At 73.6% G+C, this 17,056-nt stretch carries 12 protein-coding genes; 8 read left to right on the forward strand and 4 right to left on the reverse strand.

The genetic code is table 11. The features are described from left to right. Positions 1-187: 187 nt before the first annotated feature. The 4 genes from ADL29_RS33520 (at position 188) to recQ (ending at position 9,565) form a co-directional block, all read left to right on the forward strand. Positions 188-3,439 carry a toxin glutamine deamidase domain-containing protein gene (locus ADL29_RS33520; RefSeq protein ID WP_157878641.1) on the forward strand — a complete coding sequence of 1,084 codons (3,252 nt, stop codon included), beginning with the start codon at positions 188-190 and terminating at the stop codon, positions 3,437-3,439. 11 nt (positions 3,440-3,450) lie between these two features. Then, on the forward strand, positions 3,451-6,303 hold the full coding sequence (locus ADL29_RS33525; RefSeq protein ID WP_157878642.1) for an SUKH-4 family immunity protein: 2,853 nt from the start codon (positions 3,451-3,453) through the stop codon (positions 6,301-6,303). Positions 6,304-6,397: 94 nt separating this feature from the next. Further along, positions 6,398-7,417 carry an SUKH-4 family immunity protein gene (locus ADL29_RS33530; RefSeq protein ID WP_053927316.1) on the forward strand — a complete coding sequence of 340 codons (1,020 nt, stop codon included), beginning with the start codon at positions 6,398-6,400 and terminating at the stop codon, positions 7,415-7,417. A gap of 123 nt (positions 7,418-7,540) precedes the next feature. After that, positions 7,541-9,565: a DNA helicase RecQ gene (gene recQ / locus ADL29_RS33535; protein ID WP_078971482.1), complete on the forward strand. Its 2,025-nt coding sequence runs from the start codon at positions 7,541-7,543 to the stop codon at positions 9,563-9,565. A 94-nt stretch (positions 9,566-9,659) separates the two neighbouring features. Here recQ and ADL29_RS33540 read toward each other — a convergent pair whose 3' ends face one another. Further along, positions 9,660-10,943 carry a sensor histidine kinase gene (locus tag ADL29_RS33540; protein WP_053927317.1) on the reverse strand — a complete coding sequence of 428 codons (1,284 nt, stop codon included), beginning with the start codon at positions 10,941-10,943 and terminating at the stop codon, positions 9,660-9,662. Beyond that, complete coding sequence (locus ADL29_RS33545) at positions 10,940-11,644, reverse strand: hypothetical protein (RefSeq protein WP_245689738.1); 705 nt, start codon at positions 11,642-11,644, stop codon at positions 10,940-10,942. The genes ADL29_RS33540 and ADL29_RS33545 overlap by 4 nt, the downstream gene beginning before the upstream one ends. 196 nt (positions 11,645-11,840) lie before the next feature. Here ADL29_RS33545 and ADL29_RS33550 point away from each other — a divergent pair, with 196 nt between their 5' ends. Further along, positions 11,841-12,152, forward strand: a complete 312-nt coding sequence (locus ADL29_RS33550) for a hypothetical protein (RefSeq protein WP_053927318.1) — start codon at positions 11,841-11,843, stop codon at positions 12,150-12,152. A 261-nt stretch (positions 12,153-12,413) separates the two neighbouring features. On the opposite strand, the gene ADL29_RS33555 is transcribed toward ADL29_RS33550, so the two are convergent. Continuing rightward, the gene (locus ADL29_RS33555) at positions 12,414-13,286 is read right to left on the reverse strand and encodes an isocitrate lyase/PEP mutase family protein (protein ID WP_053927319.1); all 873 of its coding nucleotides are present in this window, start codon (positions 13,284-13,286) and stop codon (positions 12,414-12,416) included. Positions 13,287-13,368: 82 nt separating this feature from the next. On the opposite strand from ADL29_RS33555, the gene ADL29_RS33560 reads away from it, so the two are divergent. From ADL29_RS33560 to ADL29_RS33570, 3 genes are all read left to right on the forward strand, one after another. Then, positions 13,369-14,130, forward strand: coding sequence for an ArsR/SmtB family transcription factor (locus tag ADL29_RS33560; RefSeq protein ID WP_053927320.1), 762 nt, complete (start codon positions 13,369-13,371; stop codon positions 14,128-14,130). A gap of 119 nt (positions 14,131-14,249) precedes the next feature. Then, on the forward strand, positions 14,250-14,669 hold the full coding sequence (locus tag ADL29_RS33565; protein WP_245689739.1) for an ADP-ribosylation/crystallin J1: 420 nt from the start codon (positions 14,250-14,252) through the stop codon (positions 14,667-14,669). Next, a complete protein-coding gene (locus ADL29_RS33570) occupies positions 14,666-15,496 on the forward strand; it encodes an ATP-grasp domain-containing protein (RefSeq protein WP_053927321.1) in 831 nt (276 codons plus the stop codon). The genes ADL29_RS33565 and ADL29_RS33570 overlap by 4 nt, the downstream gene beginning before the upstream one ends. Here ADL29_RS33570 and ADL29_RS33575 read toward each other — a convergent pair. Beyond that, the gene (locus tag ADL29_RS33575; RefSeq protein WP_053927322.1) at positions 15,453-16,895 is read right to left on the reverse strand and encodes a glycosyltransferase family 39 protein; all 1,443 of its coding nucleotides are present in this window, start codon (positions 16,893-16,895) and stop codon (positions 15,453-15,455) included. The genes ADL29_RS33570 and ADL29_RS33575 overlap by 44 nt on opposite strands. Positions 16,896-17,056 lie beyond the last annotated feature (161 nt).

The raw sequence follows: 17,056 nt of genomic DNA on the forward strand, positions 1-17,056 counted from the left end.
GGAGGGGGGCGGGGGCGGGGGTGCTGGTGATGGAGGCGGGTCGGGGTCGGGGTCGGATTCCGGGTCTGGCTCCGGGGGCGGCAACTCCGGCTCGGGCGGCTCAAGTTCGGGCACCCCCGGGTCGGGGACAGATTCCGGGTCTGGGTCTGGGTCCGGGCCTGGGTCTGGGTCGGGGGCCGGGTCTGGGTTGGGGGCCGGGAGCGGGGCCGGCGACTCCGGTTCAGGGTCCGGTGACTCTGCCGGGTCCGGCAGCGGTACGAGCAGCGGTGGTGGCAGCGGGAGCTCCGGCGGGCCGTCCCACGCGCCCCGTCCGCTGAGTGATACGGGCTCTCCTGGCGGCGACGCGGGCAATGGCTCCGCCACCGGCGCCGACAGCCCCACACCAGGGCCGGACGGCAACCGGCAGGCCCCCCAGTCGCAGCCGCTCCCGCCCCCGGACCAGCGCTCCCCCTTCGACGCCGGGTATCAGGGCACCGACCACAACCCTTACGGGTCCTCCTCCGGCTCCGACCACGGAGCCGGAGCCGGCTCCGGGACCACCCCCGACTCCGGCGGCCCGGCATCGGAGCCGTCCCGTACGGACCCGGGACCGTCGAGCACACAGCCCACCCCCGACGGCGCCACCGACGCGCCCCGCCCGGACTCCGAGCCCGTCAGCACACAGCCGACCCCCGACCACTCGCCCGGCTCCGCCCGTACGGACCCGGCGCCGTCAGGCACCCACCCCACTCCCGACAGCACCACCGGCTCCCCCCGCCCGGACTCCGGCCCCGTCAGCACCCACCCCACCCCCGACAGCACCCCGGACGCAGCCCGCCCCCACCCCGACGCCGTCGGCGGCCAGCCGGCCGCGGGACCGTCCGTGCATCCCGACGCGTCCCCGGCGCCCGACGCCGGGCCGGCCCCGGACCGTCCCTCGAGCGGCCAGTCCGGTCCCTCGCATCCGGACCCGAGCCCGTCGCCACAGCAGCAGTCGTCACCCCTCACCGACCCGGTCGCCGGCAATCCGCCCACCGCCGTCAACTCCCCGGCCGGCAACGGCGATGGGGATGGGCATGGGAGTGGCTCCGCCAGCGGGGACAACTCGGGTGGGGGTACGGGCGGCCGACCGGCGACTCCGCAGGTGAGCGTGCCGTCGCAGGGAGCCGCCATCCCGCACTCCCCCTCCTCCGCACCACCTGTCGGACACCGCGATCCGGCGCCCGGCGACCCCATGCCGCACGCCCGCCCCGACGATGACCCCACCCTCAGCACCCAGTCCGCCGACACCATGACGTCCCCGCCGCCCCAGCACACGGCGGGCCCGGGGACCGGCACACCCGCCGGGCCTCAGCAGTCGCCGCAGCACACTCCGCAGGCCGCCGGGCCGGTGATGGGTGCGCCCACCGTCATTCCCTCCCAAGGTGGTCCCACCACGCACGGCGCCACCCCGCCACGCGGCACCACACCGTCCGGCGGGAATCCGTCGTCGCCCGCGGGCCAGCGCCCCGACGCCTCCCGGCCCGACCAGGGCGGCTCGCGTACGCCCACACAGGACCGGCCCGCTTACACCCGTCCCCAACCCCCACGTCCCCACACCCCACAGAGCGGCCGCTCCGACGCCGGTCTGCCGCGCCCCGGCGGCCCTCAGCGCCCGGACACCCACGTCCCAGAGAACTCCGGGCCCGGCAACCGCCCGGACAGCGAGCGTCCGAAGGACACAGGCCGGCCCAACGACACCGACCAGACGGCGGACACACGGCCCGACGGCAAGGACAACCCTCAGCAGGAGAACCCCGAGAAGCCGGAGCCGGCAGAGAAGCCAGAGCCGTCAGCGAAGCCGGATACGGCGGAAACCGCGGGCAACGACCCCACCCACTCCCCCTCCGACACCGACACTGACGCCGACACCAACACCGACGCCGACAGCGACCACACCGACGACCCCACCCCCGCCTCCGAGACCCGTAACCGCGAGCGCCCCGGCGGACTCGAAGGCCCCACCGACGAGCACCAGAACGCCGTCGAGAACAGCGTCCCCAAGGACGAGAACGGCGAGCCGCAACGCCACCCCGACCCCGAAGACGGCAACTGGGTCAACACCATCAACGACCCCGGCCCCGACGCACCTGGCCGCAACAACAACTGCGTCGACGCCGCCCTGGCCGCCGCCGACACCTACTCGGGCAACCCGACCGCCGCCGCCAACCGCACCCCGGACACCAACTCCGACGGCACCCCCTCCGACCGCGGCGAGAGCAACGGCCGCGACCGCATCGAAAACACCCTCGGCGCCCGCTTCAACGACTACGGCAACGGCCCCGACGCCTTCAACCGCCTCGAAAACGACCTCCGCGACGCCGGGCACGGCTCCCAGGCCGTCATCATCACCCAGGACGCCAACGGCCGCGCCCACGCCTGGAACGTCGTCAACCACAACGGCAACATCACCTACGTCGACGCCCAGACCGGACAACGCGGCGACAAGCCGCTCCACGACGGCTCCAACGGCGTCCACGCCATCCCGCTCGACCCCAACCGCCGCCCCCTGCACGACGACTCCCCCGGCCATGACCAGGACAGCCGGGACAGCCGGAACGAGAGGGACGACGACGGGAACAAGGCTGAGCGCTCCCCGGACGACGATCCGGACGGGGAACGCCGACCGCCCGCCGAACCCGCGGGAGCGGACACCAACACCAACGACACCAACACCAACGACAGCGACAGCGACAGCGACAGCGACAGCGACAGCGACAAAGATGCCAACGACGACGAATACGACGGCCGCCTCCGCGACGAGCCGGACACCACCCCCTTCTCCGCGTCCGAAGGACAGCAGCTGGTCGATTCCCAGCAACAGGACTGGGACGACAGCGACCTGGGCCGCATGGTCGAGCGGGCCCGGCTGGACCACGACTTCTTCCAGCAGTACGCGGTGCCGGGGTCCGCTGCCGACCAGCACAGCGGAGCCAACAACTTCGGCATGTCGCCCTCCGCGAACTACGCGGCGTTCCGGTACGTCGTAGAGCCGGGCTCCACGGAATACGTCATGCTGGCGCGCAGCTTCGGTACCAGCGGCAACGTCACCAAGGTCGACGGAGAGCCGTGGACCGGGAAGTCGAAGCACTCGGAGCGGGCCGCGGTCGAGTATCTGCAGCACATGCAGTCCACGCTCCCCGACGGCCAGCGGATCCGCCTCGTCGAGGTCTATACGGAACGTGCCCCCTGCGCACAGAAGGGCTGTGCCTCCCTCATGTACCGCGTCTTCGGCAAGGTGCCCACGACGCATACGCTGCCCCACCCCGATGACGGCACCGGGTCGAAGGAGATGCGGAAACACCTCAACGATCTCAAGCAGCGGCGGGCCGAGATCCTGGGCGACGACTCCCTCCACCACCCGGCGGGCAGGGCTCCTGCATCAGCGCCGGACAGTCCTCCGCCGTCGGACGACGAGTAAGGTTGCGCACCATGGATTTTCGCCTCGTAGGCCGCTCGAGCGCTGCACAGTCGCTGGTCTCCTGGCTCGCTTCCGACGCACCCGACGACCACGTGCGGATCGTCACGGGGGATCCCGGCTGCGGTAAGAGCTGGCTGGTGTCATGGCTGGTGATGGCCGCGGACACGGATGCGCGGGCGTTCATCGACCGGTCCGTAGCGCCGGCCCCGCCGCCCAACGCGTTCGACCTCGTGACCGAGGCGCGCGGGCGGACACGGCGGGAGATCCTGGCGGAGATCGAGGAGTCGCTGCTGCCGGGCAGCGCACCCGTCGACCCGCTGCCGGCCGGGGTGTCGTTGCCCTCCTCCGCGCTGTACCGGGCGGCCAAGCGCCGCGGTACGCCCTTCACCGTCGCGCTGCTGGACACCGCGCTGGCCGGGCGGACCTCGCTGAGCCGGGCGTCCCACCGCCTGCTCGAGGAGGAACTGCTGTCCCTGGTACGGCCGGGAGGCGTGACCCGCAAGCGGCTGGACAACGGTGCGGAGCCGTTGCGGCTCCTTCTGGACCTGCCGCGGGCGGAGGCGGAGCACCTCGTGCGGCGCGCCAAGCTGCCCGCGCATGCGTTGGTCGACCTGGACAGTGCCGCCTTCGCGCCGGACCGGGCCGCCTTCCGCCAGTGGGTCACCGGCCTGTTGCGGGTGGAGGGGTCCGTCTACGGCGGGGAGGGGGACGCCGCGAAGGCCGCCGCCAACGCCACCGCCGAGGCCGTGACCCGGAGTGCCTGGCCCAACTTCCTGCTCGCCGAGACGCTTTCGATGGATCTGCGGGCCAGGGACGAGCCCTGGCCACCCGACGCGTCGGAGCCGCTGCCGACGTCGTTGGAGGGGGCCTGGCGGTTCTTCCTGTCCTCCTTCGGGGAGGCCGCGGACGACGTGGAGCTGGCGCTCACCCCGGTCGTCCTGGCCGAGGGCGAAACGGGGATGCCGCTGTCCCTCGCCGCGCGGGCGGTGTCGGCCCTGCGCGGGCAGCCGGTCTCCGAAGAGGCGCTGGGCCGGGTCGTCGGCGCCGCGGCCGCCTACGTCGCGGAAGAGTTCATGATGACGGCGGACGGCACCGAGCCGACCCCGGAGCGGGCCCCGGAGCCGACGACGGAGCAGACGGACCACGGCGAGGCGGCGTACCACGGCGGGACGGCGGGCCACGACGAGTCTGCCGACCACGACGGGCCGACGGACCACAACGGGCCGGCGGGACCTCACCCGTCGGACGCGGAGTCCGCACCGGGAGCGGGCGCCGGCCGGGTCCGGCATCTGCGGCTGCGGGACAACGCCCTGGCCGCCGCCGCCCGGCGCTCGTACGGCTCCCGGCTCCCCGGGCTGCAACGGAAGATCGCAACGGCGCTCGCCCCCTCGGCCGTCCTCTCGGCGGCGGAGCGCACCTCGGCCGGTGCGGAGCCGCTGTCGCCCGAGGCCCGGTACGTCCTGGGGCCGGGGCTGGCCCACGCGGCCGCGGGCGGTGTCCTCGACGAGTGGCTCGCGGATCCGGCCCTCGCGTTCCTGGCCGACCTCCCGTCCTTCGAGGACGCCGACGACGAAGCCGGCAGCGCCGCCGGGCCGTCCCCGCACGCCCGGCGGCAGACGCTCCGCCAGGCACACCGCCTCTACGTCGGCCCGCGGACCGGTCATGTCTCGGAGCACGCCTCGCGCCTGGGACTGGCCGCCGCGGTCTGCGGCGACACCGAACTGGCGGACTGGCTGCTCAGGAGCGGCGTCCCCCGGATCTGGCGCACCCACTGGGCGCACTGGCGTCCGCTGGGGGCCTTCGAGCCCGCGGATTTCGACGCCGAATGGCCCGGCCCGGTCGAGCTCTGCGGCTGGCGCAGCGTCGAGGGGGCCGAGCAGTTCTGCACCCGCAGCGAGCTGAGCGGGCTCTACCAGTGGTGGGCGCTGTCGGACGGCGCTCCTGTGGGTGAGGCGACCACCGAGCCGCCGGAGGTCCTGGAGGAGCCCTCGAAGGACGCGGGTGCGCCCTCCGGTCCCCTGGAGGTCGTACAAGGGGAGTTCGATCCCTGGGTCGGGGTGCGGCCGATCGGCGAGGAATCCGTGGACGCCACGGCCCTGGTGTGCCCCGAAGGGCATGTGGGGGAGGTCCACGCGCTGTCCGCGGAGCGGGCGCTGCTGCTCGGGCGCAGCGGGATGATGCTCATCGATACGGCGCAGGGCCGGCCCGGGGAGCGGGCGCTGCCGCCGCGAGCCCGTCGGCGTATCGCCTGGCGGACCGTGGACGAGGCGCTCTACGGAGGCGTGGCGCTGACACGGGAACACCTGTCCCCGCTGTTCTCGCTGATCGGCCCTCCCGTCGTCGCCGGTCCGGAGCGGCTGGGCCCGCTTGCGGCGCTTCCCGGGACCGCGCGGCTGCTGACCGAGGTCGGTCTGCCCGCCTCCGAGATCTGGTTCGAGGGCACCGACCGGTTCGTGCCCACACTTCCGCGGATCGGCTCGGAGTCGGAGGAGGAGAGGGAGGAGGCCGACGGTGCGGGCCGGGACGACGGCCGTCCGCACGCCTCCGTGATCGGTTACGTGGGTGACGAGAGCATCCAGCTCTGTGTCGAGCACGGCACCGGCCGGGTGGTGATGGCGGACAACGGCGAGATCGTGTGTCTCGTCAACAGTTCCCTGGATGCGTTTTTGCGCTGCTGGACGGTGGCCCTGAAGGCGGTCGTCACATCGAACGCGCGCGATGAGCGGGAAGCGGACGAGTTCCGGGACCACATCCTGCGCCGGCTCGGCCGTATCGATCCCGCATGCACGCGGCGGGCGGTGAGGGGCTCGTTGACCACCATGTGGCCGCAGCTTGTCAGTGACAGTACGTACATTCTCGAATAGCGCGTATCCCCGAGCAGCGCGTATTCGCGAACAGCGCGGGCGGGCGCCTTCCGGCGAGGGCCGCTGACGACAACGGCGATAAGGAACTCTCCAGATGAGCAGCAGTCAGACACCCGACGAGGGAGCGCCGCTGGGCACGGGGCTGGGCTACACCGCGGTGTGCCGGTTCCGTGACCGGGACGGTGCGGAGCACACCCAGCTGGCGCGCAGCGGCCCGGGACGCCCGCATCCGGAGTGGCAGTTGGCCGACCACCTCACACGACTGGGCATCCGCCCCGAAGACGTGCTGGAGCTGTACACCGAACTGCAGGCCTGCGCGCTTCCCGGCGGGAATTGCGCCGCCCTGATCTCTCGTTCCTGGCCGCGGGTGAAGGTCAGCCACACCGTGGACTACGGCACGGACGCCCGGGCGCGGGCACGGAGCCAGGACGCGCTCCACCGGCACGTCGCCGAGCTGGCCCGGCGCGAGGGCAAGCGCCTCGCGGGCCGCCCCGCCCGGCTGCCGCTCCCCCCGCGGGAGACGGGCGCGGCGCCGTCCGCGGCGTCGGAGTCCGCCGTCCGTGCCGAGGTGCTCGCCGCCTTCGGCGAGCCCTCCGTGGTACGGCGGACCCCGGAAGAGCTCCGGGGTGCGGCGCTGCCGCCGGCCGCGGTCAGCACCCTCACCGGGGCCGGGCTGCCGGCGGACTTCCCTCCGTTCTTCCGGCCGGCGGCGGCCGGGGATCCGGCCGCGGTGGACCTGCCCGGCTGGGCGGCGCTGCACGGCGAGACCCTCAAACCGCACATCAAGGAGTCGTACGACTCCTACGGCTACGTGCGGATCGGCGACGACTTCGGGCGGCACATCTGCGTCGAGCCGGCGAGCGGCAAGGTGTGGGCGGTCGAGCTCGGCTCGGGCTGGGCTTCGTTCGTCAATTCCGATGTGCAGTCCTTCGTGCGCTCGCTGAGCCTGCTGAAGCAGCGGTGGGCGGCCCGGAGGCAGCTGGGCCCCGCGGGCGCCGCGCAGGACACGGCCCGTTTCCAGAACGACCTGGCGGCCATCGATCCGCAGAGCCTCGGCGGCGCCAACCGCTGGTGGGCCATGATCGTCGAGCAGATGTGGGACGGGCTGCTGTAGCCGCCCGGATCCGGCTGGATCCGCCGGGAGGCGACCCGCCCAGGACCTCTGCCTCCGGGATCTTCACATCCGGGTTATCCACAGGCCCAGCGGCCACTCCCGCCGAACTCGTACGCTTCTGGAATGGCACTGGCGGACGTGGAAGTGGTCGTGGACATGGATGCGGAAGGCGTTTCGGACGTGAGCGAGGCGGTGCAGGTACTGCGCCGGGTGTTCGGATATGACGCGTTCCGTGGCAGTCAGCAGGAGATCATCGATCACGTCATAGGGGGCGGGGACGCGGTTGTCCTGATGCCGACCGGCGGCGGAAAGTCCCTCTGCTATCAGATTCCCTCGCTGGTCAGGAGCGGGGTGGGCATCGTCATCTCGCCGCTGATCGCGTTGATGCAGGACCAGGTCGACGCGCTGCGGGCGCTGGGGGTGCGGGCCGGGTTCCTCAATTCGACGCAGGATCTGGAGGAGCGGCGGCTGGTCGAGGCCGAGTTCCTCGCCGGGGAGCTGGATCTGCTGTATCTGGCGCCGGAGCGGCTGCGGGTGGAGCAGACGCTGAGCCTGCTGGACCGGGGGAAGATCTCGCTCTTCGCGATCGACGAGGCACACTGTGTCGCGCAGTGGGGCCACGACTTCCGGCCGGACTATCTGGCCCTGTCGATGCTGCACGAACGCTGGCCGGAGGTGCCGCGGATCGCGCTGACCGCGACGGCGACGGAGGCCACGCACAAGGAGATCACGTCCCGGCTGCGGATGGAGGGCGCCCGGCATTTCGTCGCGAGCTTCGACCGGCCGAACATCCAGTACCGGATCGCGTCGAAGAGCGAGCCCAAGAAGCAGCTGCTGGAGCTGCTGCGCGGCGAGCACGCCGGGGACGCGGGCATCGTGTACTGCCTCTCCCGGGCGTCGGTGGAGAAGACCGCGCAGTTCCTGGTGGACAACGGCATCGCCGCGGTGCCGTATCACGCCGGGCTCGATGCCCGTACGCGCGCCGCGAACCAGGCACGGTTCCTGCGCGAGGACGGCCTGGTCGTGGTCGCCACGATCGCGTTCGGGATGGGGATCGACAAGCCGGACGTACGGTTCGTGGCGCATCTGGATCTGCCGAAGTCGGTGGAGGGGTACTACCAGGAGACCGGGCGTGCGGGGCGCGACGGCCAGCCGTCGACCGCGTGGCTGGCGTACGGGCTGCAGGATGTGGTGCAGCAGCGCAAGATGATCGACGGGTCGGAGGGCGACGACGCACACCGGCGCCGGCTGGCCGTCCATCTGGAGGCGATGCTCGCGCTCTGCGAGACGGTGGAGTGCCGGCGGGTGCGGCTGCTGGCGTACTTCGGGCAGGAGAGCGGCCCCTGCGGCAACTGCGATACGTGTCTCGCCCCGCCGCAGACCTGGGACGGCACGGTGCCGGCCCAGAAGCTGATGTCGACGATCGTGCGGCTGCAGCGCGAGCGGCGGCAGAAGTTCGGCGCCGGCCAGATCATCGACATTCTGATGGGCCGGAAGACCGCGAAGGTGATTCAGTTCGATCATGACGGGCTGAGTGTCTTCGGGGTGGGGGACGATCTCCGCGAGGCCGAATGGCGGGGCGTGGTGCGGCAGCTGCTCGCCCAGGGACTGCTCGCCGTCGAGGGGGAATACGGCACGCTGGTGCTGACGGACGCGAGCGGCGAGGTACTGCGCGGCGGGCGCAAGGTGCCGATGCGGCGCGAGCCGGAGAAGGCGGCGCGGGCGGCGAAGACCAGGGCGAAGAGCGGCAAGCGGGCGCCGGTGGATCTGCCGGAGGAGGCGCTGCCGGTGTTCGAGGCGCTGCGGGCCTGGCGTGGGCGTACGGCCAAGGAGCAGGGCGTTCCCGCGTATGTGATCTTCCACGACGCCACCTTGCGGGAGATCGCCACCGCCCGGCCCGCGACGGCGTCGGCGCTGGGGACGGTCAACGGGGTCGGCGAGAACAAGCTGGCGAAGTACGGGCAGCAGATTCTGGACGTACTGGCGGGCCGGGAGGACGGCGTGGCGGAGGCGCCGGCCGGGGCCGCCGACGCGGGGCCCGCGGGGCACCCGGCGGAGCCGCTGCGGGAGGAGCCGTCGGCGGAGGACCGGGAGGCACCGGAGCCGGGGGACGAGCACGCCGACGAGTACGCGGAGATCGACTGGTGATCGACTGGCGAGGGAGACCGGGGCCGGTCCGCATACCAGTGCCCCGCCGGACATCAGGGACCGCCGGATACCGGATATCAGTGACCGCCGGATATCAGTGACCGGCTTCCGGATACCGGGGGAGCTCGAGCCTCGCGCAGGCGCCGCCGTCGGGGGCGTTGCCGAAGCGTAGGCCGATGCCGAGGACGGCGGCCTGGCCGACCGCGATGGTCAGGCCGAGGCCGTGGCCCTTGCCGCGGTCGGGGGCCTCGGTGCGGAAGCGCTGCGGGCCGTGGTGCAGCAGCTCCTCGGGAAAGCCCGGACCGTGGTCGCGCACCTCGATGGCCGGGGTTCCGTCGGCGGGCGCGTCGACGGTGACCACGACCGGGGGGCCGCCGTGCCGGTGGGCGTTGCTGACGAGGTTGGTGATGATGCGGTCGAGGCGGCGGCGGTCCGTCTCGACGACGGTGTCCGGGTCCGAGCCCGCGGTGATCCGTACCTCGGTGTCGAACCCGGTGGTGCGCACCGCGCGTTCGACCAGCGGGCGGAGTTCGTACACGGCGAGATCGGCGCGCTCGGCGCCGGAGTCCAGCCGGGAGATCTCCAGCAGATCCTCGGTGAGCCGGTGCAGCGCCCGCAGCCGGTCGTTGATCATCTCCTTCGGGCGGCCCTCCGGGAGCAGTTCGGCCGAGGCGAGGATGCCGGTGAGGGGCGTACGGAGCTCATGGGCGACGTCGGCGGTGAAGCGCTGTTCGGCCTGGAGGCGGCTCTGCAGGGACCCGGCCACCGAGTCCAGCGCCGCGGCCACCGCCGCCACCTCGTCGTACCCCGCCGGGCCGCGGCCCGGGTGCCGGCCTTCGCCGCCGACCCGGGCGTCGAGATCGCCCGCGGTGATTCGGCGGGCGACGGCCGCCGTGGTGGTGAGCCGGCGGCTGATGCGGTGGGCGAGAAACAGCCCGGCCAGCGCGACGACCGCGGCGGCGAGGACGGCCGAGCCGAGGATCGCCGTATCGAATTCCTCCAGGGACCGCCGGGTGCTCCCGTACGGCGACCACACCGCCATGATCTGACCGTTCGCGGGCGCCGCCACCCACATCACGGACTGCCCCCGGTAGGCCCCGACCATGCTGCCGCGTCGGCCGCTGCGCACCAACTTGCGCAGCGGCAGGGGGAGTTCGGGCGGATCGACGACGGAATTGATCCCTTCGCGGGAGGTGCCGTACTCGAAGAGGACGAGGGCGGTGTCGAGATCCTTGCCGGCGTCCTTGCGGACCTCGCCGACGGTCTGACGGGCCACCGCGTTGTGGACGAGCACACCCAGGACGGCGGCGACCGCGCAGCACACCGCCGTCACGGTCAGCGCGAACTTCCAGCGGAGGGAGACCGAGAGGCGCCTCACGGCACGGGCCCCGGCGTCAGCGTCGGGGCCGGCGACGGGGCCGGGGACGGCGTCTGGGGGGTACGGGCGTCGTCGAGGGTGAGGTCCCACAGCTCCAGCGCACCGTTGTCCCAGCTGTAGTCGGTGACGCTGACATAGCGCGGATCCTTGGTGGGCTCGCGGACGACGAGATGCCCGGCCGCCAGCTCGACCCCGGCCAGCACCCCGCGCAGCGCCAGCACTCTGGTCACGACCTGCTTCTGGACGCTGTAGACGCGCAGCTCACTGGTGCGGGGGTCGAGATCGACGACCATGATCAGGTCGGGTTTGCCGTCGTCGGTGAGGTCGTGCAGGACGGGCCTGCGGACGGCATTCGGGGCGGGCGGGGTGCCACCGCCGGAGGCGATGTCGGCGTCGAGGACGGCGAGCGGGTCCGCGGCCGCCATGCTGCCGCCGGGGATCCGGGCGATACCCGGGACGGGCTTGCGCGCGGACGGGTTCTCCGCCTTGCGGGGCGGGGCAGGCGAATACTCGGGCCACAGGGCGAGCGGCGCCTTCACATCCCGCGCCTTGCCTTCGCTCTCGAGCCCCTCCAGGCTCGCGCAGCCGGCCAGGAGGGCGAGCGCCGGGGCCAGTACGGCGAGGGGGGTCACGGCGGCACGCGCCGGCCCCGGCAACCGCAGCATGGCACCGCCACCCTTCGCCTCCACACGCCGCCACATACGCCGGATAGGCACCTTATGACCGATATAAGATCCGGCTCGACCAAGCTACCGAAGGCAGTCCCGTCACACGACCTACAGCGGAGATCTTGGTGACTGTTACACAACGTATGGGTCACCGTTAAGGACGCTCCGTAACGTGCTGCCGTACGCCCCACCCCGCGGCGGTCCGAGCCGCCCACGACGAGGAGTACCCATGCCGGCCCAGCGCCGCTCCGTGATCCGTACCGCCACCGTCGCCGCCGGCGCGCTCGCCGCCCTGCTGCTTCCCGTCGGGGCCGCCTCCGCCGCCGGCTCCACCGCACCCGCGGGCAGCCGCACCGAGATCATGCTGCCGGACGACGGACTGGCCGGCGTTGCCGAGCGTGTCGGCCATCTGCCCAAGGCGACGCTGATCGGCGGGGCGAGCGCACTGGGCGCCGCCGGCGTGGGCATCGCCGCATTCCGCCGCCGCCACGAGGCCCACCCGGCCCGGACGGCCGCAACCCACCGCGGCAACCACGCGTAGCGCGCCTGAGCCCGTGACCCTGCGAGCGCCTGACCGCCTGAGCCCGTGAGCGCCTGACCGCCTGAGCCCGCGAGCGCCTGACGTCCAGGAATACCGACCGCCGGGGAACACCGCACCCCCGGGAAAGCCGACCGCCCCGGGAACACCACCCGCCGCGATGACCGCCCACCCGCGTGCCCGCCCGGGAACACCACCCGCCCCCGCCACGTTGTGGCATGCAAGGGGCGCACCCATCCCCTAGGGGATCTGTTCGACCAACCCTTAAGGGTCGCGCCGAAGCGCCGTCCGCCCCGTCCGCCCCATCAATCCCTGCACCCGCGCATACCCCGGGACCTCCTCGCCGCCCGGCGGCCGCCCCGTACGGACGGAATCCGCCGCCGCGAGCGCGGCCCCCAGGGCCGTACGGAAGAGCAGCGAACCGGTGCTGATACGGCGTACGCCGAGATCCGCCAGACGGCTGACGGTGTGCCGCCCGGGGGCGAAGAGGATGTTCAGCGGGGCGGGGACGGCGGCCACCAGGGCCGACACCTCCTCGTCCGCCGCGACGCCCGGTACGAAGATGCCGTCCGCGCCCGCCGCCAGATAGGCCTCGGCGCGGGCCAGCGTGGCGGAGAGGGGCGGCGGGGTGTCGGTCAGCCAGTGGGTGTCGATCCGGGCATTGAGGTACAGGTCCGGGGCCCGCTCCTTGACCGCGGCGATCAACTCGGCCTGGCGGGCGGGTGGTTGCAGCCCTTCTCCGCCGGGAAGGCCGTCCTCCAGGTTGATGCCGGCGGCACCGGCGGACGCCAGTTCCGCGGCCAGATCGGCCACCCGCTCCGCCGCCCGCTCCCCTTCCCCGCCGTAACCGCCCTCGATATCGACGGTGTACGGGCAGGACAGCCGGCCGCCGAGCCGCCGCGCCAACGCCAGCGTCGCGTCCCGCACCCCGGCCAGACCCCGCCCGTCGGGATATCCCTGGGCCGCGGCGACACCCAGGCTCGTCGTCCCGATCGCCGCGTACCCGGCGTCGGCGAGCGCGGCGGCCGAGGCGGCGTCCCAGGCGTTGGGCAGGAGCAGCGGTTCGTCGGCGTGGTGGAGGGCGCGGAAGGCGGCGGCCGGGCCCGGGGCGGGCCCGGAAGGGCTCGTGGGGCTCATGGGGTTCAGGGGGCTCATACGGCGACCGTAGGCGCGGATCGTTTCGGCGGCGCCCGAAGTGTCGCGGCGGACAATGGGACGTATGACCCCCGCCCCCACGAACGCCCCCACCGGCCCCAACACCCCCACCGGCCCCGCCTCCGCCGCCGAGCTCGCCCGGCTGGCCGCGCTGCTGGCCGACCCCACCCGGGCCGCCTTCTGCCTGGCGCTGCTCGACGGGCGGGCCTGGACGGCCGGCGAGCTGGCGGCGTACGCGCAGGTCGCGCCCTCGACGGCGAGCGAGCATCTGACCCGGCTGACCGAGGGCGGGCTGCTGGCCGAACGGCGCCAGGGCCGCCACCGGTACGTCCAGCTCGCGGGCCCGCGCGTCGCCGAACTCCTCGAATCGCTCACCGCCCACCTGGACCCGCCGACCACCCCGCCACGCGGCCTGCGCGCCGCCGGCGCCTCCGCGGCGCTCGCCCGCGGCCGCACCTGTTACGACCACCTGGCCGGACGGCTCGGCGTGGCCATCACGGACGCCATGACCGCACGCGGACTGCTCGACCAGGACGGCGGTTTCGCGCTCACCGACGCCGGGCGCGACTGGCTCGGCGACGGTCTGGGGATCGGGGCGGCCGCCCTGCGCAGCGGGCGGCGTCCGCAGGCCCGCGGCTGCCTGGACTGGACCGAACGCCGCCCGCACCTCGCGGGCACGGCCGGCGCGCGGCTCTGCGACCGCCTGCTGGAGCGCCGCTGGATCCGCCGGATCGGCAGCGGCCGGGCCGTACGCCTCACCCCGGACGGCGCGACCGCGCTGCACGAGCTGCTCGGCATCGACAGCGCGGCGGCCGGGCTGGTCTGAGGACGGGCTGGCCTGAGGCCGGGCCGGTGGGAGCCGGGCCGATGGAAGCCGGACCGATGGAAGCCGGACCGGCGGGAAAAGAGAAGCCGGGACCGTACGGCCACCCGTACCGTACGGTCATGATCGCCACGCCCGAGCCGCCCCGCGCCGACGCCGCCCCCGCCCACCCGTGGCCCGGCCGCCACTCCGCCACCCGCACCCTCTGGCGTCCCACCGGCCCCGAGGAACTCGCCCTGGTCGAGGCCTCCGGCTGGCGCGCCTGGCCGCCGCGGCTGCCCGACCAGCCGATCTTCTACCCCGTACTCAACGAGGACTACGCGATACGGATCGCCCGCGACTGGAACGTCCCCGCCTCCGGGATCGGCCATGTCACCCGCTTCGAGGTCGAGGCGTCGTTCCTCGACCGCTATCCGGTGCGGCAGGCGGGCGGCGAGACGATCCTCGAACTCTGGGTTCCCGCCGAGGAGCTGGAGGAGTTCAACCGTCATATCGTCGGCCGTATCGAACTCGTCCGGACCTTCCGTCCGCCGCAGCCATGACCGCCCCCGTCCTGGCCGTCTCGGCGCAGCGCACCAGCACCGCCCTGCTGCTGGCCGGTGCGGCGGCCCGGCGCGGCCTGGAGACGACGGTGGCGGCCGGGCCGGACACCGTACGGGCACTGTCCGGGCGGCCGGTCCACTGGTACGGCGGCCCGCGCCTCGCCGACCGCATCGCGGGGGCGCTGCGGCTGGGCCTGCTGGAACCGCCGGACGACTGGCTCGCCCGCCTGCCTCAGCAACTCACCCACCGCCGCATCGAGTTGACGACACACAGGGAAGTGACGGCACAGCGCGGGGTGACGCGCCGCCGCCCGTTCTTCGCCAAGCCGCCGAGCGACAAGTCCTTCCCGCCGGGTGTGTACGCCGATGCGGCACAGCTGCCGCCCGCCTCCCCCGGGACCCCGGTCCTGGTCTCGGACGTCGTCGCCTTCCGCGCCGAATACCGGCTGTTCCTCCTGGACGGCGCCCTCGCCGCCGCGAGCCGTTATGCCGTCCACGGCCGTCTGGACCCCGCGCCGCTCGACGGGGACCCGTACGCGCGGGCCGTCCGGGCCTTCGCCGCCCGGCTGACCGGCCACGCCCCGCTCCCCAGCGCGTCGGCCGTCGATGTGGGCCTGCTGGACGACGGCCGCTGGGCGGTCGTGGAGGCCAACATGCCCTGGTTCGCGCATGGTTACGCCGCCGATCCGGACGGCGTACTGGACGTGGTGCTGCGCGCGGCGGGCCCGTACGACCGTGTACGGGACGGCGACCGCCCCTTTCTGCGTCCTGCTCCGGACCGCGCTACTGCGGACCGCCGCACTCCCCCCGCCGCCCGTACACCGTGACCCGGGCCCCCCGGACCTCCCGGCTGACGCAGACCTCGAACGCCTCGCGCAGGGTGGCACGTTTGGCGATTTCCTGGTCGTCGGTGTCGACCGGCTGGCCGTCGGGGTCGGCGGCGACGACGATCCGGCGGGCGGCTAGCATCCGGGCGCGGATCGTGTTGCCGGAGCGCTCCGTGCCGTAGAGGGTGTGCGAGGCCACCGGGCTCTTGGCCAGGGCGAGATCGTGCAGGCCGCGGAACTCGCGCGGGTGCGGCGCGATCCAGATGCGCCGCCGGGCGGGCAGGAAGAGCAGGCCGTCGCCGGGCTCGGCCACCTCGCGGACGGCCCGGGCGATGGCGGTGGCGTCGTCGACCCGGCTGTCGGCGCTGCGCAGATGGACGTCGACGGGCAGCAGCGCCGCCGCCACGAGCACCAGCGCCATGGTCCGCCGCCGCCACCGCGCCCGGGTCTGGCCGCGTTCGCCGGCCGGCCGCAGCAGCCGGGCCAGCGCGGCACCGGCGAGCAGGGCGAAGCCGACGACGTAGTAGAGGACGTAGCGGTCGACGTAGGCCGGTTCGGCGTAGGAGAGGAGGAAAAGGAAGAGGGTGGGCAGGAGGAGCAGGGGGAGGGCGAGGGCACGCAGGCTGATCGGGCCGCGGGACGCTACGCGGATCCGGGCGCAGCCGGCGCCGAGCACCGCCAGCACGGCGAAGGTCAGCAGCTGGACGGGGTCCGGCCACACGAGCCAGCTGAGCTGTGCCGACTGACGGGTGCTGAAGACCGCGAGCGGAGCGAGGCCGGCGAGGACGGTGGCGGCGGCGAGGGCCCAGGCGCGCAGCACCCGGCGGGGCAGGCGCGCCAGTATGACGGCGGCGCCGTGCGCGGGCAGCGCCAGCACGGCGAACTCGTGCAGCAGGCAGGCGGTCAGCATCAGGGCCGCATAGCCGCACCACAGCTTGCGGCGCGGGCGGGCGGCGGCCACCACCAGCGCGTATGTCGCCCACACGACCAGCGCGCAGACCATCGCGTACGAGCGGCCCTCCTGGGCGTACTGCTGCACGACGGGGATCAGCGCGAAGGTGACCCCGGCGCACAGGCCCGCGCGCCGCCCGGCCAGGCGCTGTCCCAGCAGGGCGACTCCGGCCGCGGCGGCGGTCATGGCGACGACGGACGGCAGCCGCAGGCCGACCGTCTCGCCGAGGGTGCCGCCGAGGGTCGCGTCGTAGAAGCGGAACCAGGCGTGCATCAGCACGTAGTACAGGCCGTGGACGACATCGACGTGCTGCAGCGTCGGCCACAGGTCGGCCAGGCCGCGGTGCGCCATGTCGTAGGTGACCGCCTCGTCGCGCCACATGGCGTCCTGGCGGCGGAGGCCCCACGCCCCCAGCAGCAGCATCAGCCCGCAGGGCGTCAGCACCACCGCCCCCTGCGCAGCCCGGGTACCCGGGGCGGCCAGAGCGGACGCGAGGGTCGTCTTCCGTGCCTGCGCTGCGTCGATGACGGGCTCTCCGGTCTTTCGTACGTACGGGACGCACTACGGGACGCATTAACGGAGCGGGGCTCCGGGCCGACCGCCCGGAG

The organism is Streptomyces chattanoogensis (assembly GCF_001294335.1).
Classification (GTDB): Bacteria; Actinomycetota; Actinomycetes; order Streptomycetales; family Streptomycetaceae; genus Streptomyces; species Streptomyces chattanoogensis.